The 25,592-nt window shown below is 66.4% G+C and carries 23 protein-coding genes; 8 read left to right on the top strand and 15 right to left on the bottom strand.

All coding sequences use genetic code 11. From position 1 onward, the window contains the following. Positions 1 to 42 precede the first annotated feature (42 nt). Positions 43 to 1,524 carry a hypothetical protein gene (locus N6C22_RS15920; protein WP_261652107.1) on the top strand — a complete coding sequence of 494 codons (1,482 nt, stop codon included), beginning with the start codon at positions 43 to 45 and terminating at the stop codon, positions 1,522 to 1,524. Between the two features lie 68 nt (positions 1,525 to 1,592). On the opposite strand, the gene bioD is transcribed toward N6C22_RS15920, so the two are convergent. The 4 genes from bioD to bioB all read right to left on the bottom strand — a co-directional run bounded on the left by bioD (position 1,593) and on the right by bioB (position 5,782). Beyond that, positions 1,593 to 2,267: a dethiobiotin synthase gene (gene bioD, locus N6C22_RS15915; RefSeq protein ID WP_261652106.1), complete on the bottom strand. Its 675-nt coding sequence runs from the start codon at positions 2,265 to 2,267 to the stop codon at positions 1,593 to 1,595. Further along, positions 2,264 to 3,469 (bottom strand): 8-amino-7-oxononanoate synthase, encoded by a 1,206-nt coding sequence (locus N6C22_RS15910; RefSeq protein ID WP_261652105.1) that lies wholly within the window; start codon positions 3,467 to 3,469, stop codon positions 2,264 to 2,266. Before N6C22_RS15910 ends, bioD begins: the two co-directional genes overlap by 4 nt. Positions 3,470 to 3,580: 111 nt before the next feature. Beyond that, positions 3,581 to 4,645 carry a transcriptional regulator gene (locus N6C22_RS15905; protein WP_261652104.1) on the bottom strand — a complete coding sequence of 355 codons (1,065 nt, stop codon included), beginning with the start codon at positions 4,643 to 4,645 and terminating at the stop codon, positions 3,581 to 3,583. Positions 4,646 to 4,666: 21 nt separating this feature from the next. Next, a complete protein-coding gene (gene bioB / locus N6C22_RS15900; RefSeq protein ID WP_261652103.1) occupies positions 4,667 to 5,782 on the bottom strand; it encodes a biotin synthase BioB in 1,116 nt (371 codons plus the stop codon). A gap of 212 nt (positions 5,783 to 5,994) precedes the next feature. On the opposite strand from bioB, the gene N6C22_RS15895 reads away from it, so the two are divergent. Next, a complete protein-coding gene (locus tag N6C22_RS15895) occupies positions 5,995 to 7,308 on the top strand; it encodes a S8 family serine peptidase (RefSeq protein WP_261652102.1) in 1,314 nt (437 codons plus the stop codon). A gap of 77 nt (positions 7,309 to 7,385) precedes the next feature. On the opposite strand, the gene N6C22_RS15890 is transcribed toward N6C22_RS15895, so the two are convergent. The 6 genes from N6C22_RS15890 to N6C22_RS15865 all read right to left on the bottom strand — a co-directional run bounded on the left by N6C22_RS15890 (position 7,386) and on the right by N6C22_RS15865 (position 12,834). Then, positions 7,386 to 7,691 carry a YgaP-like transmembrane domain gene (locus N6C22_RS15890; protein ID WP_261652101.1) on the bottom strand — a complete coding sequence of 102 codons (306 nt, stop codon included), beginning with the start codon at positions 7,689 to 7,691 and terminating at the stop codon, positions 7,386 to 7,388. A gap of 84 nt (positions 7,692 to 7,775) precedes the next feature. Then, the gene (locus tag N6C22_RS15885; RefSeq protein WP_261652100.1) at positions 7,776 to 8,516 is read right to left on the bottom strand and encodes an amino acid ABC transporter ATP-binding protein; all 741 of its coding nucleotides are present in this window, start codon (positions 8,514 to 8,516) and stop codon (positions 7,776 to 7,778) included. Continuing rightward, positions 8,513 to 9,343, bottom strand: a complete 831-nt coding sequence (locus N6C22_RS15880) for an amino acid ABC transporter permease (protein ID WP_369684448.1) — start codon at positions 9,341 to 9,343, stop codon at positions 8,513 to 8,515. The genes N6C22_RS15885 and N6C22_RS15880 overlap by 4 nt, the downstream gene beginning before the upstream one ends. A gap of 69 nt (positions 9,344 to 9,412) precedes the next feature. Beyond that, the gene (locus N6C22_RS15875; RefSeq protein WP_261652098.1) at positions 9,413 to 10,225 is read right to left on the bottom strand and encodes a transporter substrate-binding domain-containing protein; all 813 of its coding nucleotides are present in this window, start codon (positions 10,223 to 10,225) and stop codon (positions 9,413 to 9,415) included. Between the two features lie 344 nt (positions 10,226 to 10,569). Then, positions 10,570 to 12,249 carry a Na+/H+ antiporter NhaC family protein gene (locus N6C22_RS15870; RefSeq protein WP_261652097.1) on the bottom strand — a complete coding sequence of 560 codons (1,680 nt, stop codon included), beginning with the start codon at positions 12,247 to 12,249 and terminating at the stop codon, positions 10,570 to 10,572. A gap of 84 nt (positions 12,250 to 12,333) precedes the next feature. Continuing rightward, positions 12,334 to 12,834: a cytochrome AA3 biosynthesis protein gene (locus tag N6C22_RS15865; RefSeq protein ID WP_261652096.1), complete on the bottom strand. Its 501-nt coding sequence runs from the start codon at positions 12,832 to 12,834 to the stop codon at positions 12,334 to 12,336. A gap of 172 nt (positions 12,835 to 13,006) precedes the next feature. Here N6C22_RS15865 and N6C22_RS15860 point away from each other — a divergent pair, with 172 nt between their 5' ends. The 3 genes from N6C22_RS15860 to N6C22_RS15850 all read left to right on the top strand — a co-directional run bounded on the left by N6C22_RS15860 (position 13,007) and on the right by N6C22_RS15850 (position 17,006). Beyond that, positions 13,007 to 14,089: a Xaa-Pro peptidase family protein gene (locus N6C22_RS15860; RefSeq protein WP_261652095.1), complete on the top strand. Its 1,083-nt coding sequence runs from the start codon at positions 13,007 to 13,009 to the stop codon at positions 14,087 to 14,089. 64 nt (positions 14,090 to 14,153) lie between these two features. Beyond that, the gene (locus N6C22_RS15855) at positions 14,154 to 16,418 is read left to right on the top strand and encodes an NADP-dependent malic enzyme (protein ID WP_261652094.1); all 2,265 of its coding nucleotides are present in this window, start codon (positions 14,154 to 14,156) and stop codon (positions 16,416 to 16,418) included. Positions 16,419 to 16,538: 120 nt separating this feature from the next. Further along, positions 16,539 to 17,006, top strand: coding sequence for a twin-arginine translocation signal domain-containing protein (locus N6C22_RS15850; RefSeq protein ID WP_261652093.1), 468 nt, complete (start codon positions 16,539 to 16,541; stop codon positions 17,004 to 17,006). 81 nt (positions 17,007 to 17,087) lie between these two features. Here the strand turns inward: N6C22_RS15850 and N6C22_RS15845 are convergent, their stop codons facing one another. Then, positions 17,088 to 17,723: a ribonuclease H gene (locus N6C22_RS15845; protein WP_261652092.1), complete on the bottom strand. Its 636-nt coding sequence runs from the start codon at positions 17,721 to 17,723 to the stop codon at positions 17,088 to 17,090. A gap of 160 nt (positions 17,724 to 17,883) precedes the next feature. Here N6C22_RS15845 and N6C22_RS15840 point away from each other — a divergent pair, with 160 nt between their 5' ends. Then, positions 17,884 to 18,816, top strand: a complete 933-nt coding sequence (locus tag N6C22_RS15840; RefSeq protein WP_261652091.1) for an EamA family transporter — start codon at positions 17,884 to 17,886, stop codon at positions 18,814 to 18,816. Positions 18,817 to 18,835: 19 nt separating this feature from the next. Here the strand turns inward: N6C22_RS15840 and N6C22_RS15835 are convergent, their stop codons facing one another. The 3 genes from N6C22_RS15835 to N6C22_RS15825 all read right to left on the bottom strand — a co-directional run bounded on the left by N6C22_RS15835 (position 18,836) and on the right by N6C22_RS15825 (position 23,236). Continuing rightward, positions 18,836 to 19,057 (bottom strand): hypothetical protein, encoded by a 222-nt coding sequence (locus tag N6C22_RS15835; protein ID WP_261652090.1) that lies wholly within the window; start codon positions 19,055 to 19,057, stop codon positions 18,836 to 18,838. Positions 19,058 to 19,243: 186 nt separating this feature from the next. Further along, positions 19,244 to 20,917, bottom strand: coding sequence for a CARDB domain-containing protein (locus N6C22_RS15830; RefSeq protein WP_261652089.1), 1,674 nt, complete (start codon positions 20,915 to 20,917; stop codon positions 19,244 to 19,246). A 93-nt stretch (positions 20,918 to 21,010) separates the two neighbouring features. Continuing rightward, complete coding sequence (locus tag N6C22_RS15825) at positions 21,011 to 23,236, bottom strand: CDC48 family AAA ATPase (protein ID WP_261652088.1); 2,226 nt, start codon at positions 23,234 to 23,236, stop codon at positions 21,011 to 21,013. 368 nt (positions 23,237 to 23,604) lie between these two features. Here N6C22_RS15825 and N6C22_RS15820 point away from each other — a divergent pair, with 368 nt between their 5' ends. After that, positions 23,605 to 23,895, top strand: a complete 291-nt coding sequence (locus tag N6C22_RS15820; protein ID WP_261652087.1) for a hypothetical protein — start codon at positions 23,605 to 23,607, stop codon at positions 23,893 to 23,895. An 86-nt stretch (positions 23,896 to 23,981) separates the two neighbouring features. On the opposite strand, the gene N6C22_RS15815 is transcribed toward N6C22_RS15820, so the two are convergent. Next, positions 23,982 to 24,743: a hypothetical protein gene (locus N6C22_RS15815; protein ID WP_261652086.1), complete on the bottom strand. Its 762-nt coding sequence runs from the start codon at positions 24,741 to 24,743 to the stop codon at positions 23,982 to 23,984. Positions 24,744 to 24,831: 88 nt separating this feature from the next. Here N6C22_RS15815 and radB point away from each other — a divergent pair, with 88 nt between their 5' ends. Continuing rightward, positions 24,832 to 25,530, top strand: coding sequence for a DNA repair and recombination protein RadB (gene radB / locus N6C22_RS15810; protein ID WP_261652085.1), 699 nt, complete (start codon positions 24,832 to 24,834; stop codon positions 25,528 to 25,530). Positions 25,531 to 25,592: the final 62 nt, after the last annotated feature.

The following is a 25,592-nucleotide window of genomic DNA, read 5'->3' as shown; positions in this document are numbered from 1 at the left end:
AGGCTCAAGTTTCACGACTCCTGTTTTTCGTGTAGTTTTCCGATGAAACGCCCGCTTCTCGCACTGACGTTGGCCCTCATGCTCCTCGTGGCTGGCTGCAACACCGCCACACAGGACACCTCGACGACCATCGAGGACACCGAGGCAGCGACGTCCACCGCTACGACCGTACAGACGACGACCACGGCGACACAGACGCCGACCGCGACGCAGACGACCACGTCCGAACCGGCCAAGGAGTCCTGCGAGTACTCCGGCCAGGGTGACGACGACATCGTCCAGGAGAGCGGCGTCTGCCTCGGCTTCGACGCCGACCAGGTGTACCGCAACATCCTGGAGATGACCGGCTCGAACGTCACGCAGGGCCCCTCCATCCAGTCGAAGAGCCCCGAGCAGACCACGCCGTACACCTTCGACCAGTTCGGCTTCAGCAACCAGTCGTTCCAGGCCGTCATGGGCATCGCCCCCGAGGGCACGCCCAGCGTGTACGTCGCTGGCTACGCCCAGCCGCAGATGAACCCCGACGGTGGCGTCGAGGTCAACGTCGTCATGCGCTACATCGCGAAGCAGGACGGCTCGCCCGCCCCGGGCCGCACGCAGAACGCCTCCGAGGCCGAGGTCACCGCGGCCCACGAGTTCCTGCACGCCGTCCAGTTCTACCAGGGCAGCCAGGATCGCCTCGCCTCGAACCTCCGCAGTGACGGCGTGAACCTCGCGAACGTCGAGACCTCCCTCATCGAGGGCAGCGCGGTCTACTTCGAGAGCGAGTACCAGGAGCGGTACATGGGCAAGGAGGCCGCCTCCCGCTCGGTCGAGTCGTGGGCGAACTCCTCTGCGTTCTCGATGTACACGCTCGGCCCGTACGTGATGGGCGAGCGCTACACCAAGTTCCGCGTCAACTCCACCGCCGAGTTCGAGAAGCTCTACGACAACCCCGCGGTCACGATGGAGCAGATAATGCACAACAAGATGCCCGACGAGGACCTCCCGAAGAACCTCACCGTCGAGCAGGGGTCGGATTCGGTCTGGAACCAGTACTCCAAGTCCACCAAGGGCGAGCTGTTCCTGCGCTCGTCGCTCCGCGCCGAGGTCTCCGGTGAGCTCGCCGCCGCCGGGGCCGAGGGCTGGGGCGCGGACCGCCTGATGCAGTTCCAGAACACCAGCTACGCCGAGAGCTACAAGTACGGCTACGGCTGGACGGTCCGCTTCGACAACGCCTCCGAGAAGGAGGAGTTCGTCGACATCTACCAGCAGTGGCTCGACAACCGTGGCACCGAGCAGAACGGCGTCTACGCCATGGACGAAGAGCACAACTACCGTATGGTCGACATCGACTCCGAGACGGTCGTCATCCTGGCCGGTCACGAGAACTTCGTGACCCAGGCCACCGCGACGGGGAACAACTCCCACGTCACCATCACGATGACCGACTCCAAGCAGGCCGGTAGCGTGCAGGCGGACGACGACGGCGAGGATACCCGCGTCGTCGTCGACCAGCAGGCCGCGACCCGGGTCGTCGCGTAGAGCGAGGGCACCCCGACCAGCCGCGATTCTTCTCCCTGTTCTCTTCCTGCCGAGACACCGGACCGCTACTACCTCTCGATACCCGGCAACACGTCGTCCGGCAGGTTGTCCCGGACCCCAGTTACCGCGTCACCCGGCGAATCGAGCGCGAGTTCGGGGAGCGTGTACACCGGCAGGCCCGTCATGCGTTCGAGTTCTCCGGGGTTGGTCCGCTCTGCGACCGTCTCACCCGCGTACTCGTTCAGCACGATGCAGTGGACGTCGACACCACGTGCCCGGAGCGCGTCGACCGAGAGCGCGGTGTGATTGAGCGTCCCCAGCCCGGACCGTGCCACGAGAACCGTGGTCGGGTCGAGGTCGGCCACGAGGTCGAGTATCTCGTGCTCGCCGGCCAGCGGGACCCGGAGGCCGCCGACGCCTTCGAGGATGCCGACCGCGGGCTCGTCGAGGGCGGCTGCCGCCCGGTCGCGGACGTCCGAATACTGGAGGTCAACGCCCTCCTGTTCGGCCGCCACGCGGGGCGCGAGCGGCGGTTCCAGTCGGTCGAGACAGGTCGCGGCGGCCGGGTCACCACAGGCGGCCTGCACGAACCCGGCGTCGTCGTCCGGCGGGTAGCCGGTCTGGCAGGGTTTGACCGCCCGGGCATCGAGCCCCGTCTCGCGGAGCCAGCCGGTCAGCCCAGCGGTGACGACGGTCTTGCCGACGCCGGTGCCGGTCCCGACGACGGCCAGCCGGCGGCTCACAGCAGGCCCACCTCCTCGCCGGCGACGCGGAACGCCTCGATGCAGTCCTCGATGTCGGTCTTCGAGTGGGTCGCCATCGGGACGACGCGGAGGCGGCTCGTCCCCTCGGGGACCGTGGGTGGTCTGATTGCCGGTGCGACCACGCCGGCCTCGCGGACTGCGTCGGCGAGCGCAAGCGCGTCGGCCCGGTCGCCGACGACCACGGGGAGTATCTGCGAATCGCCCCACACCTGGTAGCCGAGGTCCTCCAGCCCGGTCCGGAGGTGAGCAGCGTTGCTCCAGAGCCGGTCGCGGCACTCCCCGTGGCGGGTGATGTGGAGGGCCTCGCTGGCGGCGGCTGCGGCCGGCGGGGCCAGCCCGGTCGAGAACACGAACGACCGGGCGGTGTTCACGAGGTACTCCACGAGCGTCTCGCTCCCGGCGACGTAGCCGCCCTGGCTCGCAAGCGCCTTCGAGAGCGTGCCCATCTGGACGTGGACGCGGTCTTCGAGCCCGTCGCGCTGGACGATGCCGCCGCCGTGGTCGTACAGGCCGGTCGCGTGCGCCTCGTCGACCATCACCCACGCATCGAACTCCTCGGCGGCGTCGCAGATGTCCGCGAGGGGAGCGACCGTCCCGTCCATACTGAACACGGAGTCGGTGAGGACGAGCCACGACTCGTCGCCCGGTCTGGTCTCGGCGCGGTGGGTCAGCTCCTCGTGGAGCGAATCGGCATCGCAGTGGTCGTACACGACGACATCAGCGTCGGCGAGCCGACAGCCGTCGATGATGCTGGCGTGGTTCAGTTCGTCGGAGAACACCACGTCGGGCGAGAGGGCGGCGATGGTGCCCACGTTGGCGGCGTAGCCCGAGGAGAAGGCGAGCGCGCGCTCGGTTCCCTTGACCTCCGAGAGCTGCATCTCCAGGTCGCGGTGGACCAGGGTATCGCCGGTCACGAGCCGGCTCGCGCCGGCACCGGTTCCGACCACGTCGGCGGCGTCGGCGGCGGCCTGCTGGACGCGGTCGTGCTGTGTCAGGCCGAGGTAGTTGTTCGACGCGAACACGAGGTGCTGTGTCCCGTCAAGGACTGGGAGGGCTGCGCCGGGGTCGGGGGCGAAGTAGCACCGTTCTGCGACCCTGTCCACCGGCTCGAGGTCGCGGTAGAGCGCGGCGTCTCGACGGTCGGCGACCCGTCCTGCCAGGTCGAACCCGCGGTTACTCATCTGGTTCACTGTTTGCACATCGCATCTTGAACGGTTCGGAATCCCGATACAGGTTCTTGCAGAAGAGAGTGTCCACTCGGCTGAGGCGCGTCCCGACGGGTCGCGGGCCTCTCAGAACCCGGGCATGAGCTCTGCGGGCCCGAAGACGCCGTAGCGACCGTCACGGTTCATCCGGACGCCGGCTTTCATGTAACCGAGTGCAGGCCCGTTCACGTTCGCCTCCATGCTCGTGCAGTCGTCGAGCTGGAAGGTGTTCGTGCCCGTCTCGCCGTCGAAGGTCGTCCCGGTGACGCTGACGGTCGTGGTCGTCGGCTTCTCGTCCTGCCGGACGTCGAGGACGCCACCGACGGTCACGTCCTCGGCGTCGCAGATACCGGCGCGTTCGAGCAACACGTCGTCGGCGTGCTCCATGTCGTGGAACTCCAGGACGCCGTCGTGCTCGTCGATGAGCTCCTCGATCTCCGCCTCGCTCATGTCCCGGGCGGTCCCGATGTCGTAGCCGTCGAGGTGGGCGATGTCCTCACGGACGGTCCCGCGGTTGTCCTCGTAGCCCGACTTGAGGCCGACGCCCCACCAGATCTCCACCGCCTCGACCTCGACGAACGACTGGGCGGCGAGTGCGGCCGCACCGGTCAGGAAGCCGGGGGTCGCGCCCGCGCCGCAGACGAAGGTCATGCCCGACTCGACGAAGGTCTCCTCGCGCTCGTCTAGCATGCCGATGACACGCGAGCGCTTGAGCACGTCCACGAGGACGCCCTCGTAGCCCGCCTCCGCGAAGCGTTCGGCCGTCTGTGGGATGAAGTCGTGGGTGAGGTTCGGGAGCGCCATGAGGACCGCGTCGATGTTCTCCGAGACGGCTTCGTCGATGACGTCCTGGATGGGTGTCTCGGTCGGCTCGCCCTGTGCGGAGGCGACGACGCCGGCGTCTTCCCCGTGCTGTTTGACAGCGGTCGTGCCGCCGTCGGTGCGCGCGTCGTCGTCGTCCCCGGGGGCGCTCGCGATGTTCCCCTCGGTCGCGTCGAGGAGTTCCGCCACGTCGAGGCCGTCGTGGTCGACCGCGATACCGTTGCGGTCGCAGGCCGCGACCGGGGTCACGCCCTCCTTGTGCTGTGCCACGTCGAGTGTTCGTCGGCCGATGCCACCGGTGCCGAGTACGGCGAAGGTGATGTCGTCCATAGCTGGGTAGGGAAGTCGGGGTCAGTCGTCGGTCGTCTGGCTGGCGGTGCTCGTTGCGGACCCGGCCGCGGTGCCGAGGTCGGGGTCCTCGCTGGCTCCCGACTTCACCGCGTCCGCGTCGAACTCGTTCGTCTCCATGTTCGGCTCCAGGCCGGCCCGCTCGATGACGCGGATGTCGTCGCCGGGTGTCTGGCCCTCGGTCGTGAGGTAGTCACCGGTGAGGATGCCGTCGGCACCCGCCTCGAAGGGCAGGTGTTGCTCGTCCATCGCGAGGTTGACCTCGCGCCCGCCGGTCAGGCGCACCCGGGCGTGCGGGTGGAGCAACCGGTAGACGGCGATGGTCTTCAGTATCTCCTCGGTGGTGATGTCGGCCGAGTCCGTGCCGCCCAACTCGGTGCCGGCGACCGGGTTGAGGATGTTGACCGGGAGCGAGGAGACGCCGATGTCCTGCAGGGCGATGGCCGCGTCGACCCGGTCGGTCGGCGTCTCGCCCATGCCGAGGATGACGCCGGCACAGAGGTCCATCCCGGCCGACTTGGCCACCTCGAGCGTGTGCACGCGGTCCGCGAAGTCGTGGGTGCCGACGATCTCCGGGAAGTACCGCGGCGAGGTCTCGATGTTGTGGTTGTAGTGCTCGATGCCCTCGTCGGCGAGGATGGCGGCCTCCTCTTCGGTGAGGATGCCGAGCGAGGCGTCCACGTCGAGGTCGCATTCGTCGCGGACCAGGCGGATGGCCTCGATGACCTCCGCCCACTCCTCGGGGCGCTGCTCCTTCGAGACACCGCGTTCGGCGACCACGATACCGAATCGCTGCGCGCCGTCGCGTTCGGCGCGCTTTGCGGCCTCGAGGACCTTCTCGGGCCCGAGGAAGCCGTAGTTCTCGATGCCGGTGTCGAAGTGGACCGACTGGGCACAGAAGCCACAGTCCTCGGCGCAGTTGCCGGCTTTCGCGTTCACGATGGAGCAGGCATCGACGGTGTCGTCGCCGAACTCCGACCGGACGTAGTCCGCGGCCGGTGCGAGGTCAGCGACCGGCTGGGCGACGAGCGCGAGCCCGTCCGTCCGGTCGAGCGTCTCGCCCGCGACCACCCGTTCGACGGCGTCGTCGACCGTCCTGTTTCCTGTCTCGTAAACCACATCCTAGCGCTCGGTTGACGAGTTGATAATCCTTGGGGTCGGGTCGGCTGTCGCTATCGGTCATCGGGTGTAGTTGTGATGCAAGTATGGCGAGTCAGGACTGCTACAGCGATTTTTTGGGTTTCATAATAGTGGCTATTATATCGATGTTCAACAGTAATTTAGAGACTCAAGTAGCAAATATTAAGTCATGCTGGCCCTCGGTTGATGACATGGTGGACCACACCAGACGTGACGTTCTCAAGCTCAGTGGGGGACTACTCGGTGGCATCGCGGTCGGCTCGACCGTAACCGCGGCCGAATCGACGGACCGATTCATCGTCAAAGCGAACGCCGAGGACCTCGGCAGCGACCTCTCGGTCGTCCACGCCATGGACCCCGTCGACTTCACGGTCGTCGAAGGCCCGGAGTCCGCGCTCGAATCGGCCGGCTTCGACTACGCGCCCGACGTCGAGATCCAGCTCGACAGGCCGACGATGAAGCAGGACGTCGGTGCCGAACTCGAAGACGAACCGCTCTACGGTCTCCAGTGGGGCAAAGAGGCACAGAACGTGCCCGAGGCCCACGAGGTCTCCCGCGGTGAGGGTACCCGCGTCGCCGTCATCGACACAGGCGTCGCCGCCGGCCATCCGGACCTCGCACACGCCGTGAACACGGACCTCTCGCAGGACTTCACCGGCGACGGCTACGGTGCTGCAAAGCCCGCTGGCGGCTACCACGGCACCCACGTCGCAGGTATCATCGCCTCGAACGACCAGAACGAAGCAGGCGTCGCGGGCACGGCCCCGGCGACCGAGATCGTCGACTGCCGGGTCTTCTCGCCCAGCGCACTGGCGAGCTTCGCCGACATCCTCGCGGCCGCCGTGTACTCCGCGGCCATCGGCTGTGACGTCGCCAACATGAGCATCGGCGCGTACCCGATCTCCCGCAAGGAACTCGGCTCGTTCTACGGCAAGGTCGTCAACAGCGTGATGGCGTACGGTCGCCGCCAGGGCACCCTCTACGTCATCTCCGCCGGCAACGACGCCGCGGACCTCCAGCACGACGGTGGCGTCATCTCGCTGCCGAACGAGGCCTCCAACGTGATGAGCATCTCGGCGACCGGCCCGGTCGGCTTCGGCTGGGGCGACGACGGCTTCGAGCAGCCGCCCGAGACGCCCGCCGTCTACACGAACTACGGTACCAACGCCATCGACGTCTCCGCACCCGGTGGCAACTACGACCCCGAGGCAGCCGCCAACGACGTCCCCGGCTGGTACTACGACCTCGTCCTCAACGCCATCTCGCTGCCGGTCTTCGGCGACGATGGGTCCTACCTCGGTGCCCAGCACACCTACAGCTGGGTCGCTGGCACCTCGATGGCCGCCCCGAACGTCGCGGGCGCAGCCGCACTCGTCGCCAGCCAGATGAGCAGTTCCAACGCCAACAAGGTCCGCAACGTGCTCCGCCGCACCGCGCGTGACGTGGGCGACAAGCCGTACCACGGCGCTGGCTTCGTCGACGTCGAGGCCGCCGTCAAGGACTGAACCCAATCGACATCCCGTCGATACCCTTCAACACATTCCGTTTTCGCCGGCTTCCGCACCCGCGAGCCGCTGGCTCGTCACTCCCGGTACGTGCTCCGTCCGAGGGTGTCGTTCAGCGGGCAGTACTGCACCCGCGCCTCGTAGATGGAGAACGCGCCGCAAACGAACAGGACGACCGCCAGTGCGAGGTTCGTGAGTCCGGACAGGACGGGCACGACGAGGACGGCGAGTGCCGCCAGTACGAACACGATTCCGAGCGTGTACCGGACCGTTCGCTCTATCCCGCCGATGTTCCGTTCGTGCCCGATACCGAGCGTCCAGCGGTAGAGCTGTCCGGCCGCATCGGCGACGCCGCCTCCCCTGGTCTTATCAGTCGATGCCATGGTATCAGTTGGTCGCAACGGGGGATAGCGGTGCCGGCGAGGAGAAACCGCGGTTCGAGAAAGAAGGCGTGTTGGCTGCAGGTGCTATAACAGCCGACCGAGGAACCGCTGTCCGCGCTCCGTCTCGGGTTCCTCGAAGAACTCGTCTGCAGGTGTCACCTCGACGATCTCACCCTCGGCCATCAGCACGATGCGGTCACCGACCTCCTTCGCGAAGTCCATCTCGTGGGTGACCACGAGCATGGTCATGCCCTCCGAGGCGAGGTCGCGCATGACCTCGAGCACTTCACCCACGAGTTCGGGGTCGAGTGCGCTCGTGACCTCGTCGAACAGCATCACCTGCGGGTTCATCGCGAGTGCCCGGGCGATGGCGACGCGCTGTTGCTGGCCGCCGGAGAGTTCGTTCGGGTAGGACTCGTCCTTGCCCGAGAGACCGACCTGCTTGAGCAGGTCCCCCGCCTGGACCATCGACTCGCCTTCGTCCTGTCCTTTCACCTCGATGGGTGCGAGGGCGACGTTCTCGATGGCGGTCTTGTGCGGGAAGAGGTTGAAGCTCTGGAACACCATCCCGATACGCTGGCGGAGTCGGTTGATGTCCGCCTCCGGGTCCGAGATGGGTTCGCCGTCGAGGCGAATCTCTCCCGACTGGATCTCTTCGAGTCGGTTCGTACAGCGAAGCAGCGTCGACTTCCCGGAGCCCGAGGGGCCGATGACGACGACCACTTCGCGTTCTTCGACGGCGAGATCGACGTCCTTGAGGACGTGGTTCTCGCCGAAGTACTTGTTCACGCCATCGAACTCGACGAGGGAATGCTGGTCGCTCACGACATGTCACCTCGGCTGCCCATGAACATCCGCTTGAGCTGTGCAGTCTTCGAGTCGCTCTCACCACTGCCCCAGTCGGCGCGCTCTTCGAGCACGCTGACGAGGTAGCTCATCGACATCGTGATGGCGAGGTAGAACAGGCACACCCAGACCAGCGGCGTCCACGCGTCGAGCTGGTTGGAGTTGATGTTCCGGAACAGGCTCATTATCTCGGGGACGGCGATGACCGTCAGGAGCGAGGTGTCCTTGACCAGGATGATCTGGTCGTTCCCGATGGCAGCGAGCGCGTTGCGCCACGCCTGCGGGAGGACGACCTGCCGGAGTGCCATCACGCGGGACATCCCGAGCGAGCGCGCGGCCTCCATCTGCCCTTCCGGGACGGCTTCGATACCGCCACGGACAGCTTCACCGACGTACGCACCGTGGTTCAGCGTCAGGCCGATGATGGCAGCAGGTATCTCCCAGTTCTGGATGGGGAAGGTGCCGGTTGCCCAGAGGCTCGGGATACCGAAGTAGATGAGGAACAGCTGGAACAGCAACGGCGTCCCACGGAAGAACTCCACGTAGCCCTTGGCGATTCGCCCCGTGATGGGCGAGGTGGAGATGCGCGCGAGTCCGACGAGGACGCCGAGTGAAACCGACAGCACGCTGGAGATCCCGACGATCTGGACGACGAGCAGGAACGCTTCGACGAACCGCGGGAATACGACCTGGAGCAGTTCGGTGTCCACCTGTGTGGACACGATGTACCCGACCATCGTCAGGACGACCACGACGAACGTGGCTGCCAGTACTTCACCGACGCGACGGACCAGCCGGTCCCGCATGAGCAGGGAACTGGCCGTCCCCTCACTGCCTGCGTCCGTTTCCGCTGTTGCGCTGGACATGGCTACGGATTAGCCCTGGAAGTAGTTGCTGTAGATGTCGTCGTACGTTCCGTTCTCCTTGATGGCGGCGATGGCGTCGTTGACCTCCGAACGGAAGTCGTCGTCGTCCTGCCGGAACGCGATACCGTAGTTCTCGACGGTGAGGGTGAGGTACGGCGGTGCCTCCTGCCCAGCCTCGACGGCGGCTCCGTCGCCCTCGAGGAATACCACGGCGTCGTTCTCGTTCGCGAATTCGGCGCTGACCGTGTTGTCGTTGATGACGGCCGACACCTGGTTGTTGGTCAGCGCGTCGAACGCGCCCGTAATCTGGTCGTAGCTCTTGAGGGTCAGGTCGCCACCGAACTCCTCTTTGAGCTGTTCTGCTGCGGCCTCGCCGGTCGTCCCCTTCTGCACGCCGACGTTCTTGCCCTTCAGGTCCTCCTTCGCGGAGATGTTGCCGTCCTTGAGGACGAGGACGGTCTGGTACGCCGTGAAGTACGGGTCAGAGAAGTCGACCTCCTGTGCGCGTTCGTCGTTGATGGTCATCGCGCTCATGATGACGCGGAAGTTCCCGTTGTTCAGGGAGTTGATGATACCGTCGAAGCTCGTCTGCTTGAACTCGTAGTCACGGCCCATCTCGTCGCCGAAGACGGCCTCGGCGATCTCCACGTCGAACCCGGTGAGGTCACCGTCTGCCTCACGGTACTCGAACGGCTTGTACGGGATGTCGGAGCCGATGGTGATGGTCTCGCCGCTGCCACCGGTCAGCGAGCCCAGACAGCCAGCGAGGCCCATTCCTGCGATTGCTGCACCGCTCGTCTTGAGGTAATTGCGTCTATCCATGCCATGCGGGTTCGTGCCGTCCATAATAAACGGTTCGATGGAAATCCTACGTTTACACACGGATGCGCGTAGAAAATTGGATAATTCGGTCACGGTGGGAGTATCTCGACGCCGACATTGACAGCCAGTCCCACGTCCCAGGGGCGAAACCCCTCCGGTGGATTGAACGGGCTCTCAGGGCCAGGTAACGTACTTGATGTTGATCTCGTGGAGATCGATGTAGCGGTAGTTCTCCTCCGTCCGTAACTCCCACGTGTAGTTCTTGGACAGCGACTCACCGACTGCCACGCTGAACTCGTAGCCCCCGTCTCCCTCGAACAGGCCGTCGAAAATTGGTGGCCCGGTCAGTACGGGATTATCTGGAAGCCTTCGGGCACGACGAAGCCCGCAATCAGGAGCACCAGTGCGGTGATGCCAGCCGTCAGGAGCGCGTACGGAATCTGCGTCCGGACGTGGACCATGTGGTCGGAGCCACTGGTCGAGGACGCCAGCACCGTCGTATCGGAGATGGGGGAGGTGTGATCGCCGAAGATGCCACCGGAGAACACCGCCCCGATGACGATGGGGAGGTTCGCGCCGGTGGTCAGTGCGACCGGGATGGCGATGGGGAACATGATGCCGTAGGTCGACCACGAGGAGCCGTCGGAGAAGCTCACGAACGCGGTCACGAGGAACACGATGAGGGGCACGATGAACGCCGGGACGCCCTGGAACCACTGCGTGACGAACGCGGCGATACCGAGCGTCGTCACCGAGTTCTGGATGCTCGAGGCCATCATGAGGATGGCCGCGGCGAGGAAGATGCCCTTGAACCCGCGGACCATCGCGTTCGTGGCGTCGTCGTTCGTGGGGATGTCACCGCGGAGCCGGTAGAGGACGAACGAGAGGATGAGGGCCGTGGTCGCCGCGAGCCCGAGTTCGAACGAACCGGGTGCGAAGCCCACCTCGCCGCCGGCGGGCAGGAGCAGACTGTACCCGCCGATGCTGAACAGCGTGTCGTACTGGTCGGCGGTGACGAACGGCGACGACGTCCAGAACATCGAGCCGAGTGCGACGAGGATCATCGCACCGATGGGGATGGCGAAGTTCTGCCAGCGCGGCTCGGCGGTCTCGGCCATCTCGTACTCATCCATCTCGCGCGAGAGCATCGGGTCCTGGTCCTCGCCGACGACCTTGCCCTCCTGACGGGCGCGCTTCTCCTCGCGGGCCATCGGCCCGAAGTTCGGGATGACCTGCCAGGCGACCAGCGCTGCGATGACCAGCGCGATCCACGAGTAGAAGCCGGTGAACAGGGTGTTGAGGAACAGCGGCCACACCTCGCTGGTGACGGCGCTGGCGTTCTCGCCGGAGCCGGTGACCATCTCGCTCATGCCCGGCGGGAGCGTCCCCTGGGTCTTCGCCGCGGTGAGGCCCGCGCCGATGAAGCCGATGAGGGCGACGCCCCACGTCGAGTAGAACGCGAGGCGGGCTGCGGGGGAGCCGGCGCTGTCGACGTAGTAGGCCAGCTTCGCCCGCGAGACGTTGTACTTGTCCGTCAGCGGGCGCATCATCGAGCCGACCACGAGGCAGTTGAAGTAGTCGTCGATGTGGATGGCGACGCCTGCCAGAAAGGCCGCTTTCTCGGCGTCTCCGGCGTCCTCGGCCCGTTTCGCGAGTGCCTGCAGGACGCCCTGCAGCGCCCCGGCGCGTATCATCAACCCGATGGTGCCACCGATGGCGAACAGGGCGATGAGGACGTTCTTGATGTACCACTCGCTGCCGAACAGCGGCGCGGTCGCCACCAGCGTCGGGATGGTCTTCAGCCCGAAGACGGTCCCGAGTACCGACCCGAGCGCGGGCGACCCGTTCGCGATGTCGGCCGGGACACCCACGGCGGTTGGCTGCAGCGCACCGTAGATACTCCCGGTGGTGAGTACCCCGAGGAACAACCCGATGAGGGCTTCACGCGTGTACCACGCCGTCGCGATAGCCACGAGTGCCGGGACGACCGACCATGCACCTGCGTCTATCTGTTCGAGTGCCATGTTCCCGTGTGGCACACTACTGCCAAAAGAAACTTATGCATAAATGTCGGCGGTTCAGACAGAAGCGAGGGGCCCGCTACGCCGTCAGTCGTCGGCGTTCACGCCGTGGCCGGTCGCGCTGGCGGACTCGTGGCGCGTCTCGGTCCCGTCGAACATCCAGGCGGTCCCACTGACGAAGCCGCCGAAGATGACGAGGGCGGCCGCGTGGTGCAGCGTCTGGACCAGTGCGGTGTAGGTGACGACGGTCTCGCGGCCGAGCAGGATCTGGACCGGCAGGACGAGGATCGCCACGGCGAGCGCGATGTGGATGCGACGCTGGTCGAACACCTTCCACGCGCCGTAGGCCGTCCCGAGGATGAAGAAGCCGGTGATGGACGCGACGAACCGGTGGGTCCACTCCGGAATCGAGGCGTAGTTCGGCGGGAGCAGGCCGAACACCGGCCCGCCACACAGCGGCCAGCGGCCCTGGCACGTGAGCCCTGTCCCTGTCGCTGCGGTGTAAACCCCGAGCAGGATGAGCAGTCCCGTCAGAACGGTCGTGACGACGGCGAGGATGCGGACGCCGCGCCTGCTGAGCGCTTGCATACTCTGTGTCTCAGGAATCGGGCCATATCAACTGTGCGGAAGCGCCCAGCACGTGGGAACGGGCTGCCGGTTCCGCAGGAAGATGTGCGGAAGCGCCCAGCACGTGGGAACGGGCTGCCGGTTCCCGTGCTGGTCCGCAGGTTTCAAGCCTCGACACGAGAGCCGTCAAGCCATGATACAGACCCGTCTCGACGCCTTCCTCGACGAGCAGGGATACGACGAACTGTGGTTCCTCGACCCCGCGAACGTCGCCTGGCTCACGGGGGCAGATACCCGCATCGACGCCAGCGACGCGGTCGGTGTCGCGGCGGCATGCTACGACGGCGATGGCGTCACCGTCCTCGCGGGCCCGGACGCCGACCGGCTCCAGACCGAGGAGCTCGACGACGACGTGGCCGTCGAGACGTTCGCGTGGTACGAGTCCTCTCTCGAAGCGGCGGTGGTGGCCCGGGCCAGCGAGGACGCGGCGGCCGACCTGGCACTGGACGGGCTGGCGACGGTCGACGCGTACGCGCTCCGACAGCCACTCGTCGACGGCGACATCGAGCGATACGACCAGCTCGGACAGGACGTGGCGGGCGCGGTCGAGGCGGTCTGTCGGGAACTCCAGTCCGGTGACTCCGAGCACGAGGTCGGCTCCGCGGTGCGCATCGCGCTGGCGGCGCGTGACATCGAGCCGGTGAGCATCTTCGTCGGCGGGGCAGCGCGCGCCCAGCGGTTCGTCCGGCCGAGGCCGACCGCCCTCGAACTCGGCGACTACGTGGTGGTCTCGGTCACGGGGCGGCGCGACGGCCTCCACGCGGGCTGCACCCGGACGGTCGCGTTCGACGCACCAGAGTGGCTCGAAGCACGCCACGAGGCTGCGGCCCGGGTCGAGGCGACGGCCTACGCGGCGACCGCTTCGGGGGTCACCGGGGAGGGGGCTGGCACCGTGGGTGACGTGTTCGCGGCCATCCAGTCGGCCTACGACGCGGTCGGGTCGCCCGACCGCTGGCAGGCGCATCCGCAGGGAGGGGCGACGGGCTATTCCCGCCGGGAGTGGCTGGCGACGCCCGAGTCCGACGTGCTCCTGCAGGGACCGATGGCCTACGCGTGGACGCCGTCGCTGCCGGGTGTTCGCCGGGAAGATACGACCCTCGTCACGGCCGACGGGATGGTCGACCGGCTGACCGACACGGGTGGGTGGCCCATCCAGCGGGCCTCGGCCGTCGGTTCCGACGAGACGTACTCGATTCCAGCCGTGCTGTCACCCTGATTTCGACGATTGTCGGACTGTTCTTTCGATTAGCTTTTTGTCGGGGGCGGTGGTGGGTCCGAGTATGGGAATCGACGAGGATTCACTCGAGTATCACGCGGAGGACCCACCCGGGAAACTGGAGATATCGACGACGAAGCCGACCAACACACAGCGAGACCTCTCGCTGGCGTATTCGCCGGGTGTCGCTGCCCCCTGTAACGAGATCGCGGCGAACCCCGACGACGCCTACAAGTACACCGCGAAGGGCAATCTCGTGGGCGTCGTCTCGAACGGGAGCGCCGTCCTCGGCCTCGGCGACATCGGCGCGCAGGCCTCGAAGCCCGTCATGGAGGGGAAGGGCGTCCTGTTCAAGCGCTTCGCCGACATCGACGTGTTCGACATCGAGCTCGACGAGGCCGACCCCGAGAAGATAATCGACTCCGTCCGCTCGATGGAGCCGACGTTCGGGGGCATCAACCTCGAAGACATCTCCGCGCCGGAGTGTTTCACCATCGAGGAGACGCTCCGAGAGGAGATGGACATCCCCGTCTTCCACGACGACCAGCACGGCACCGCCATCATCTCGGGTGCCGCCCTCGTCAACGCCTGCGAGATCGCCGGCAAGGACATCGGCGAGCTCGACATCGTCTTCTCCGGCGCTGGCGCGTCCGCGCTCGCAACCGCCCGCTTCTACGTCTCTCTCGGTGCCACGCGCGAGAACATCACGATGTGTGACTCCTCGGGTATCATCACGCAGGAGCGCGCCGAGGCAGGCGACGTGAACAAGTACAAGCGCGAGTTCGCCCGGGACGTCCCCGGCGGGGACCTCGCCGACGCGATGGAAGATGCCGACGTGTTCGTCGGACTCTCCATCGGCGGCCTCGTCTCCCAGGAGATGGTCCAGTCGATGGCCGACAACCCCATCGTGTTCGCGATGGCGAACCCGGACCCCGAGATCGGCTACGAGGCGGCCAAGGAGGCCCGCGACGACACCGTCATCATGGCCACCGGGCGCTCTGACTATCCGAACCAGGTCAACAACGTCCTCGGGTTCCCGTTCATCTTCCGTGGCGCGCTCGACGTTCGCGCGACCGAGATCAACGAGGAGATGAAGGTCGCCGCCGCGAAGGCGCTGGCCGACCTCGCGAAACAGGACGTGCCGGACGCGGTCGTCAAGGCCTACGGCGACCAGCCCCTGCAGTTCGGCGCGGACTACATCATCCCGAAGCCGCTCGACCCCCGTGTGCTGTTCGAGGTCGCGCCGGCCGTCGCCGACGCCGCGATGGACTCCGGCTGCGCCCGCAAGGAGCTCGACCTGGATGAGTACGAGGAGCGCCTGGAGGCACGCCTCGGGAAGTCCCGCGAGATGATGCGCGTCGTCCTCAACAAGGCGAAGTCCGACCCCAAGCGCATCGCGCTCGCGGAGGGGAACGACGAGAAGATGATTCGGGCGGCCTACCAGCTCGCAGAGCAGGGTATCGCCGAGCCCATCCTCATCGGGAACCCGAACCGCATCGAGAAGACGAAAGACCGACTCGGGCTGGAGTTCGACCCCGAGATCGCCAACCCGCGTGAAGCCGACGGCGAGTACGAGGACTACGCCGACCGCCTCTACCGCATCAGGAAGCGCAAGGGCCTGACCAAGAGCGAGGCGGTCGACATGATCCGCCGCGACACCAACTACTTCGGCAGCGTGATGGTCGAGTGTGGCGACGCCGACGCGATGCTGACCGGCCTGACCCACCACTACCCCTCCGCACTGCGCCCGCCCCTGCAGGTCATCGGCACCCGCGAGGACGCCAACTACGCGGCCGGTGTGTACATGCTGACGTTCAAGAACCGCGTCATCTTCTGTGCCGACACCACCGTCAACCAGGACCCCGACGCGAAGGTGCTGGCCGAGGTCGCCGAACACACCGCCGACCTCGCCCGCCGGTTCAACGTCGACCCGCGCGTCGCGATGCTTTCGTACTCCAACTTCGGCTCGGTCGACAACCCCGGGACGCGCAAGCCGCGCCGCGCGGCCAACATGCTCCGGGACGACCCGAAGGTCGACTTCCCGGTCGACGGCGAGATGCAGGCCGACACCGCCGTCGTCGAGGAGATCCTCGAAGGCACCTACGACTTCGCCGAGTTCGACGAGCCCGCGAACGTGCTCGTCTTCCCGAACCTCGAGGCCGGCAACATCGGCTACAAGCTGCTCCAGCGCCTCGGCGGCGCGGAGGCCATCGGCCCGATGCTCGTCGGCATGGACAAGCCGGTCCACGTGCTCCAGCGCGGTGACGAGGTCAAGGACATCGTCAACCTCGCAGGTGTGGCGGTCGTGGACGCCCAGCAGAACGAGTAATCTCGGGGGGAACACGTCCCGGGTTTTCCGGGACCTGTCATCTCGATATCAAAGCGCGGTATCTCAAACGACTGTTTGTGTTTTCTGTGCCCTTTTACTGCCCCACGTCTAGCATCGAGTATGAACCGTCGCCGGTTCCTCACGCTGACCGCGGCCGCCGGAGCGACCGGCTTCCTCGGTCGGTCCCTCCGCGAATCCCGTGCCGAGCCCGAGACACGGGACCCGATCACTTCTCCCACAGAAGCGACCGCCACGGCCGAGCCCGCCGCGACGACCACTGCAGCTCCCGAGAAGCCCGCCCCGGAACTCGAAGTCATCTCGACGGCCTCGGGCCTGCTCGACGTCTCGGTTCGGCTCACGCGCCTGGAAGACCTGACGACCATCTACAACCGCGAGCGCGAGCTCAGCTACGCCGAACGTATCTACCTGAGTGGGCAGTTCGACACCGACACCGACTACCTCGTCGACATCTCCATCGACGGTGACCTGGTGTACGAGGACGAGGTGGCTGCTGGGGAACGCGTCGTCCTCGGCATCCGCGACGCGACGACGGTCGTGATCGTCGACCGGCGCAGACTCGTGGAGTAGGACAGAAGAATCGTCGAACACTCGTTCTGGAGTGCGAGAGCCGTCCCTAGGTACGCCCTCGAATACCGGTACTGACACCGCCTAGTCCGACGCGTGGCGGTCGGCCCGCGACGGCGGCGGGTACTGCGGTCCTGCCGGCTCGGCCGGACCGAGCGGTTCGGGCAAGACACACCGTTCCGGTTCGTCGTTGACGTGCGCGTAGCGGTTCGGCGCGTTCGCCAGCGGGTGCGCCGGGTTGTCGTCGGACCGGATGCGCGCGGCGCGCACCTCGCCGAAGCCACAGAGACGGGCGCGGATGCCGCGCCAGTGGTTCTCGCTGGCCCGCGGGACGACGAACGGTTTGGTCGGTTGCCAGTCCGGGTGTCGAGTAGCGAGTACCGCGTTGTTGACGTTCGCCGCGAGGTCGTTGTGGTCCACGAGGATGCCGACGCGGGCATCCGCGGGCGCACGAGCGGCGAGCACGTCGAGGCCGAGGTGCAGTGCGCGGTACTCGGCGACGTTGTTGTCCGGGGGCGAGTCACCGGTCGACACGCGTGTGACACGGGTGCCGTCTCGGGTCTCGATGACGACACCGAGTCCGCCCTCACCAGAGGCTCGGTAGGAACCGTCTGTGGCGACGTAGAAATCGCGGTGGTGAGTCGTAGGCGGGTGTGCGATGTGCGGCGTCGGCGACTCGTCGAACAGATCCCGCAAGGCGGGACGGCCATGAGCGGCCATACCTGAGATTATACGAGCATGAATATAAACGGTACGCCCCGGGGTGAAAGTGAACAACAGGGTGCGCGACAGCGGCCAGAAGTCGTGAAATAACCGACCTAAACCGGCGTCGCGGGCCGGGATAGAAAGTTTCCTTATCGTCGGTCCGCTCGTCTCGGCCGTGACCAGATACCGGAACGTCTCGCTCTTTCTCGTTCTCGCGGCCGTCTGGGGGAGCGCGTTCATGGCCATCAAGGCGGGGGTCGCCGACATCCCGCCGGTCCTGTTCGCGGCCCTCCGGTACGACATCGCGGGTGTCCTGATGCTCGGCTACGCCGTCTACGCCGTCGACGACTGGCTGCCCCGTTCCCGGGCCGGCTGGCTGGAGGTCGTCATCGGGGGCGTGTTCATGATCGCCGCCTACCACGCGCTGCTGTTCGTCGGCGAGACCGGCCCCGTGAGCAGTGGGGCCGCCGCCGTCCTCGTCGCGCTCTCACCGGTCCTGACGACCGCGTTCGCTCGCCTGCTGCTCCCCGACGAACCGGTGACCCCGGAGACGTGGCTGGGGATGTTCCTCGCGCTGGTCGGCGTCGCGGTGCTCGTCCACCCCGACCCGGACGCATTGCTCTCCGATGCGGTGGTCTCGAAGCTCCTCGTGTTCGGGGCTGCGGCCGCCTTCGCGCTGGGGAGCGTGCTCACCCGTAGAATCGACAGCGACATCTCCATCGAGGCGATGGAGGCGTGGTCGATGCTCCTCGGTGCGCTGTTGATGCACGCCGTGAGCATCGCCATGCCGAGCGAATCGTTCGCGCTCATCCAGTGGACGCCGCGGGCGATCGCCTCGCTGGTGTACCTCTCCATCTTCGCCAGCGCCCTCGGCTTCCTCATCTACTTCGACCTGCTCGACCGGCTCGGCCCGGTCGAGATAAACATGGTGTCGTACGTGGCGCCGGTGTTCGCGGCGCTCTCGGGGTGGGCGGTCCTCGGCGATACCGTCGACGTCTACACCGTCGTCGGCTTCGTGATAATCTTCGCCGGCTTCGCCGTGGTCAAACGGCGGGCGCTCGCGGCGGAGGTCGAAGACATCAGAACGACGGGACGGCAAGAATCGTAAGACTCGCGGGCGTCCGTTTTCAGGGCTGGTAGGTCCGACCCAGCGCCAGTGCGAGCAGGTTCAACAGCAACAGCGAGAGGAATGCCGCGGTCTTCGTCGGTGTGTCGAGACCGACGGTGAGGAGAGCGACGTTCACGAACGGGAGCGAGACGGCAGCCCAGAAGCTCAACATCTGGACGGGCTGGAACCCGGTCCCGTCGGCGGGGCGGTTCGAAATCTGTTCGAGTGGAGAACTTGCCATGCGACATACAGTACTACGCTAGCAGGGGTCTTATACCCGGACGAGCGTTTGTTTTATTTCTCGACGTTTCACAGAAATATACGGGTGTCCTAATCGTTTCACGACGGATGCAGCACGCCCGAGACGTTTTATCGGCACTGCTCGGGCGGTAAAATCGACCGAGGAAACCGAGCTGACCTATCCGGATTACCACTGGCGAACCGTGTGTTCGGCGCGAGCTAACGACCGGTTCGAGCCGGCTGTCATGTCCGCGGTGAGCTCGCGCCTCGGGCGGTCGTCGGTCACGCGCTCGCTGGGCTCGCTCCGGTTCGCGGTGACGGTCAGGTCCGCCCCGGCGGTTGCCCAGCGGATGGACACCGCCTGGGTGTAGTTCCCGGCAGGGAGGTCGACCGCGTCGACGGTGAACTGGACCTCGGTCGTCTCGCCGGCGTCGACCGACACCGTGCGAGTCGCCAGCGTCCGGTCACCGATGCGGTACGCGACCTCTTCGGTCGCACTGGCCGTCCCGTCGTTCCGGACCGTGGCGGTGACCGTGACCGACTCGTTCCGCTGGACAGCGTCGGGGGCCTGCAGGTCGATGACCGCCCAGTCCGGCCCGAGGACGGTGAGCTTCCGGCTCGACGAGACGAACCGCGTCGTGTCGGTCTCGGCTGCGTCTCCGACTGCGGTCACGACTGCTCCCCGCTGGAAGGCGACCCGGAGCCGACCGTCCTCGCCGGTCCGGTACGGCGTCCCGAACAGGTCGACGGTCCCCGCGACGGGCTCGCCGGTGTCCGTTCGGCGGAGCGTGAACGTCACGCGCTCACCGACCGGCACCGTCGACCGGTTCACGGCCAGTCGCAGGTCGACCAGCTTCGGTTCGACCGACAACTCGGTGGTCGCCGAGTCGAACCTGACGGCGGAGGTCTGTGGTGCCTCGACCGTGACCGCGTACGTGCCACTGGTCGGGAAGGAGAGGTTGGTCTGGCCGTCGGCCCCGGTCGTGGTCGTCGAATTCCCGACGGTGACCGTCGCGTTCACCGGGGCACCCGTGTCCGCCCGGGTCACGGTTGCCTGGACGGGGTCGTCGACCCGCGTCTCGGTCGTGCCGAGCACGAGGTTCAGCCCGACGACCCGTCGGTCGACGACGACGGTCGTCTCTGCGTCGGTGAAGCGCTCGGTCTCGGTCTGTGGGGCCCGGACCGTTACGGTGTGGGTGCCGGCGGTCGAGAACGTCACGTTCGCCCGGCCGTCGTCGCCGGTCTTCACCGTCCGGCCACCCGCGACGACCGTGCCGGCGACGGCCGCGCCCGTGTCGGCACGGGTCACCGCGACGGTCACGTTCTGTCCGGTGACCGGATCCGAGGTGGGGACCGACGCCGCCAGGTCGACCTCGTATCGGCGCACCCTGACGGTGACGCTCTCGGTGCTGGTGTTGTCGGTGTTCGTCGGGACCAGCACCACCTCGTAGGAGCCTGGGCTGTCGAAGGTGAGGACGGACGTGCCGTTCTGGTCGGTCTCGGCGCTCCGGCCGTCGACCCGCAGCGAGACGTTCGCGACCGGCTTGTTCGACGCGGTCACGGTGAACTTCACAGCGCCCGCGGGGTCGACGACGGTCCGGTTCGCCGCCAGCGTGAGCGTCTCCGCTTCCGGTCGGTCCTCCCCGTCGTAATCGAAGACCGGGAACACCGGGCCGCTCGACTCGTCGTCGTCGCCGAACGGCGGCCCGGTTCCGAGCCCGCCGGCCATCACCGCGAACGTGCCCAGGACGATGAGTATCAGGAGGATGACCTGCGGGTCCCGGAGTGGGCGGTAGGTGCCGTCGCTCCGCGTGCTCGCGGGCTCGGGCGCTGGTGGGCCTGCAGGGGGGTCCGACGGCATTCGCTATTCGAGTGGAGGTGTAACCCGCATAGACTTAAAAGCGTTCGCCGGACGATGTGGCGACGATGCGGGAGGACGCCCGCAGCGACCCGCTTACTGGAAGCCGATACGACTGCTCTGGCGGTCGTGGCCCACGTCGGCCGTCCCGCCCTTGAAGTCCTCTTTCATCTGCTCGTAGTAGTCGAGGATGTCCTCGGTGATGGTCGGCCGGACCGACTCCATCGCCTTGCGGAAGTGGCGCATCTCGACGACCTCGCAGTCCTCGTCCTCGCGCAGGGCCTCGATGGCGGCCTCACGCGCGATGGACTCCAGGTCGGACCCGACGTAGCCGTCGGTGAGCTCTGCGAGTTCGCGCAGGCTCACGTCCGGGGCCATCGGGATGTTCTCCGTGTGGATGTGGAGGATCTGCTCGCGACCCTCGACGTCGGGCTGGCCGATCATGACGAGCCGGTCGAACCGACCCGAGCGGATGAGCGCCGGGTCGATCATGTCTGGCCGGTTGGTCGCGCCGATGACCATCACTTCGCCCATCTCCTCGAGGCCGTCGAGCTCGGTCAGGAGCTGGTTGACGACCCGTTCGGAGACGTTCGAACCCATCTCGCCACCCCGGCTCGGGGCGAGCGAGTCGAGCTCGTCGAAGAAGATGACCGTCGGGGCCACCTGGCGGGCCTTCCGGAACGTCTGCCGGATGGCCTTCTCGGACTCACCGACCCACTTCGAGAGCAGCTGCGGGCCACGCACCGAGATGAAGTTCGCGTTCGTCTCGTTGGCGACGGCTTTCGCCATCAGCGTCTTCCCGGTGCCCGGCGGGCCGTAGAGCAACACGCCGGCCGGCGGGTCGATACCCATCCGCTCGAACTTCTCGGGGTTGTTCAGCGGCCACTCGATGGACTCCTGGATGTTCTGCTTGGCCGTCTCCAGGCCACCGACGTCGTCCCAGGATATCTTCGGGAGCTCGACGAGCACCTCGCGCATCGCGCTCGGTTCGACCTCGTTGAGCGCGCCGCTGAAGTCCGTGCGCTTGACGATCATCCGGTCGATGAGGCTCGGCGGGATGTCCTCCTCGTCGAGGTCTATCTCGGGGAGGTACCGGCGAAGCGCCTTCATCGCGGCCTCCTTCGTGAGGCTCTCGATGTCGGCACCGACGAAGCCGTGGGTCTCGTGTGCGAGGTGGTCCAGGCTCACGTCGTCCGACAGCGGCATGCCGCGGGTGTGGATCTGCAGTATCTCCTCGCGGCCCTCCTCGTCGGGCACGCCGATCTCGATCTCGCGGTCGAAGCGACCGGGGCGGCGCAGTGCCGGGTCGACCGAGTCCACGCGGTTGGTCGCCGCGATGACGATGACCTGGCCGCGGGCTTCGAGCCCGTCCATCATCGTCAGGAGCTGGGCGACGACACGGCGTTCGACCTCGCCGGTCACGTCCTCGCGCTTGGGCGCGATGGAGTCGAGCTCGTCGATGAAGATGATAGCCGGTGACTCCTCGGCAGCGTCCTCGAATATCTCGCGGAGCTGTTGTTCGGACTCACCGTAGTACTTCGAGATGATCTCCGGCCCAGCGATAGAGAAGAAACTCGCAGAGGTCTCGTTGGCGACCGCCTTCGCCAGCAAGGTCTTACCCGTGCCCGGTGGGCCGTGCAGGAGGACACCCTGCGGGGGCTCGATGCCGAGCTTCTTGAATATCTGCGGGTGCTTCATCGGGAGCTCGACCATCTCGCGCACCCGCTGGATCTCGCCCTGGAGGCCACCGATGTCTTCGTAGGTTATGCCACCGCCGGTCTTCTCGAAGCCGGAGATGGGCTCCTCACGGAGCTCGACCTCGGTGTCCTCTGTGATGAGGACGACGCCGTCGGGCTCGGTCTCGACCGCGATGAGGGGGATGGCCTGTCCCGGCGAGCGCATGAACGGGTGGTTCGTGCTCGACATGACCGGGACGATGTCGCGTTCGACGACTGGGCGCTTCAGGATCTGTCGTTTCACCATGCCGGCGGCGTCGGAGCCGAACTGGACCGACGCCTCCTCGGGGGGTGCGAGGACGAGCGTGTCCGCCTTGGTGGCCTCTGCTTTTCTGATGGTCACCCGCTCGCCGATGCCCACGTCGGCGTTCTGGCGGGTGAACCCGTCGATGCGGACGGTGTCTGTGTTCCAGTCCTGTCGGTCTGCGCGCCACACCTTCGCGGCGGTCGTATCTGCACCTTCGATTTCGATGATATCGCCCGGGCTGAGCTTCAGATGCAACAGCGTATCCGGGTCGAGCCTGGCGATACCGCGTCCCGAATCGTTCGGGTACGCCTTGGCGACCTCTAGTTGAACTTCGTTCATGATTGTTGGGCTACGGGGATGGTCTGAAATGCGTCTCGCGTGCCGATAGGGTTTTTGGTCCCGGGGGTCCGCGGTCGATTCGCCGTCAGTCCCATGTCGTGTGTTAACACTTAAAGTTGGTTCTGAGACATACAAAGGCCTACCGGCCTGACAGTGACGCCTGATGCCGATGACGACGTCCTCCCGGCGGTTCAGTTCGTGTGTTCATCCAACGTGCGTATGTAGAAACCCAGAGATACTAAGTCACTCGTAGGTCGCGTGCAGAACGGCACTCTGCCTTATATTGTATTAAGATACCTTAGTCCACGATACACATCCGCACCTAGCCTTATATGATATGCGTCCGAATTTTCCAGTAGCGACCGACGATGACTGCCACCAACACAGCCCCTGGGGAGGAGAGTGTCAGCGAGGACGAAGAAACGCGTGAATCGATCTACCAGGACCATCCGTTCACGTTCGGGATGTGGCGGCATTCTGAGCCCGTGACGGACGAGAACGACGCGACCGAGGAGAGCGGCGAAACCGAACCGGAGAAGAAGACGGTCGTCGCGGACGGCGGCGTCGCGATCACGATGGCCTGTCCGAACTGTGATGGCTCACTCGTCAACGTCCAGGGCGTCCCGGCCTGTACCGACTGCGACTGGGCCGCCAGATAACCCGCACGAGACGCCTGGAGACACGTCTCGCCGCGGCCTCGCTTCTTTCTGAACCACTCTCGTAACGGAGCTGCTGTATCGTCCGGCTACTCCTCGTCGTCCGAATCGTCCCCGGTGAGCGCGGGGTCCTCACCACGATGCAGCGCCAGTGCCTCCTCGATGCTCAACTCGCCGGCGGCGACCCGCCGGGCCAGGTCCTCGTCGATGGCCCGGTTCTCGCCGGACTGTTCGCGCGAGCGGTTCTTGATGACCTGTAACTCCCCGGCCGTCGGCTCGATGTCGCGGTTCTCGATGACCTCGCCCTCGATGCGGGCGATGTTCGCCGCCGCGAGCACGTCGCCCATCCCGCGCGCGCCGGTCCCGAGGTACGGCGTCGTCCCCGTCTCGTCGACGAGCTCGACCCGCACGTCGTCGAGCGCGTTCACGATGCTGGCCCCTTCGAGGCGCGCCCCGTCACCGACGCGGACGATGGGGTCGACCGCGTCCGCGACCTCGCGCTCGATGACGGCGACCGCGTCGTCGGCCGGCACCTGGAACGCCGCGACGACCGTGTCACCGGCGAGCACCGCGATGCCGGGGCGGCGACCGGGGTCCACCCCGACGATGGTCTGGCCACCCTCTCCACGGAGATGGGTCAGCGCGGCGTCGACCGCGCGCCGCGGGTCGTCCGGGTCGGCGTGGACCACGCGCGGTCCCTCGACCTCCTCGTCCTCGCCCGTGATGACGACGGCTGTCTGCTCGGGCAACTCGTCATCGGGCTCGATGGTCGTGAACGTCACACCACGGTCGCGTAGTTCGTTGACGACGCCGTGGTAGACCTCGAAGTCGGCGGTGGCGACGACTATCACTCCCTGTCCTTTCGAGCCGACCGGCTTAAAGTCAATCTGTGCCCGGCCTTTCCGAGATTTTTTATCCGGGTCCGACCCACGGGGGAACGTGCAAGGGAACATCGAGACGGGGTGTGCGGACCTCGACGACCTCCTCGGGGGCGGGTTCGAGCGAGGCACCGTCACGCAGGTGTACGGGCCGCCGGCCGCCGGCAAGACCAACGTGGCGCTCGTCTCCGCCGTCGAGACCGCCGCCCGTGGGGGGACCGTCGTCTACATCGACACGGAAGGGCTGTCGCTCGACCGCTTCGAACAGATCGCGAACGCGCGGGCCTCGCGCTCGGCGGAGTCCGTCGAGGACATCACCGGCCGCATCATCGTCGAGGAGGCGCTCGACTTCCAGGAACAGGAGGAGGCGGTCCGCGACGTTGACGGGTTCGCCGACCGGGCCGACCTCGTCGTCGTCGACTCCGCGACCGGCTTCTACCGGCTCGAACGCGGCGAGGACTCGAAGGGTGGCGAGGCCCTGCGAAAGGTCGGCAGACAGGTCACCCACCTGCTCTCGCTCGCCCGCAAACACGAGTTCGCGGTGTTGCTCACGAACCAGGTGTTCTCCGACATCGACAGCGACCGGACGCGGGCGCTCGGGGGCAACACGCTGGAACACTGGATGGGAAGTGTCGTCCGCATCGACCGGTTCCGGGGCGGGAACCGGCGCGCGACGCTGGAGAAGCATCGAGCGAAACCCGCCGGTGAGTCGATTCAGTTCAAGATAACGGATTCCGGTATCGCTGCAGCTGACGTCTGAGGACGGGTCGAACCGGACCGCCGGGGAGGGTCCCGGTGTCCCGTGGGGTGGTCGTCCTCCGC

The organism is Haloarchaeobius sp. HME9146 (assembly GCF_025399835.1).
Lineage (GTDB): Archaea > Halobacteriota > Halobacteria > Halobacteriales > Natrialbaceae > Haloarchaeobius.
Note: the sequence above shows the minus strand (reverse complement) of the source record. Positions and strands in the feature narration are given on the sequence as shown.

Excerpts from the sequence above, each read along its gene's own strand:
- N6C22_RS15920 (WP_261652107.1), top strand. The coding sequence starts at position 43 with ATGAAACGCCCGCTTCTCGCACTGACGTTGGCCCTCATGCTCCTCGTG.
- N6C22_RS15910 (WP_261652105.1), bottom strand. The coding sequence starts at position 3,469 with ATGAGTAACCGCGGGTTCGACCTGGCAGGACGGGTCGCCGACCGTCGA.
- N6C22_RS15905 (WP_261652104.1), bottom strand. The coding sequence starts at position 4,645 with ATGGACGACATCACCTTCGCCGTACTCGGCACCGGTGGCATCGGCCGA.
- N6C22_RS15895 (WP_261652102.1), top strand. The coding sequence starts at position 5,995 with ATGGTGGACCACACCAGACGTGACGTTCTCAAGCTCAGTGGGGGACTA.
- N6C22_RS15890 (WP_261652101.1), bottom strand. The coding sequence starts at position 7,691 with ATGGCATCGACTGATAAGACCAGGGGAGGCGGCGTCGCCGATGCGGCC.
- N6C22_RS15880 (WP_369684448.1), bottom strand. The coding sequence starts at position 9,343 with ATGCGGGACCGGCTGGTCCGTCGCGTCGGTGAAGTACTGGCAGCCACG.
- N6C22_RS15875 (WP_261652098.1), bottom strand. The coding sequence starts at position 10,225 with ATGGATAGACGCAATTACCTCAAGACGAGCGGTGCAGCAATCGCAGGA.
- N6C22_RS15870 (WP_261652097.1), bottom strand. The coding sequence starts at position 12,249 with ATGGCACTCGAACAGATAGACGCAGGTGCATGGTCGGTCGTCCCGGCA.
- N6C22_RS15865 (WP_261652096.1), bottom strand. The coding sequence starts at position 12,834 with ATGCAAGCGCTCAGCAGGCGCGGCGTCCGCATCCTCGCCGTCGTCACG.
- N6C22_RS15860 (WP_261652095.1), top strand. The coding sequence starts at position 13,007 with ATGATACAGACCCGTCTCGACGCCTTCCTCGACGAGCAGGGATACGAC.
- N6C22_RS15855 (WP_261652094.1), top strand. The coding sequence starts at position 14,154 with ATGGGAATCGACGAGGATTCACTCGAGTATCACGCGGAGGACCCACCC.
- N6C22_RS15850 (WP_261652093.1), top strand. The coding sequence starts at position 16,539 with ATGAACCGTCGCCGGTTCCTCACGCTGACCGCGGCCGCCGGAGCGACC.
- N6C22_RS15845 (WP_261652092.1), bottom strand. The coding sequence starts at position 17,723 with ATGGCCGCTCATGGCCGTCCCGCCTTGCGGGATCTGTTCGACGAGTCG.
- N6C22_RS15835 (WP_261652090.1), bottom strand. The coding sequence starts at position 19,057 with ATGGCAAGTTCTCCACTCGAACAGATTTCGAACCGCCCCGCCGACGGG.
- N6C22_RS15830 (WP_261652089.1), bottom strand. The coding sequence starts at position 20,917 with ATGCCGTCGGACCCCCCTGCAGGCCCACCAGCGCCCGAGCCCGCGAGC.
- N6C22_RS15825 (WP_261652088.1), bottom strand. The coding sequence starts at position 23,236 with ATGAACGAAGTTCAACTAGAGGTCGCCAAGGCGTACCCGAACGATTCG.
- N6C22_RS15820 (WP_261652087.1), top strand. The coding sequence starts at position 23,605 with ATGACTGCCACCAACACAGCCCCTGGGGAGGAGAGTGTCAGCGAGGAC.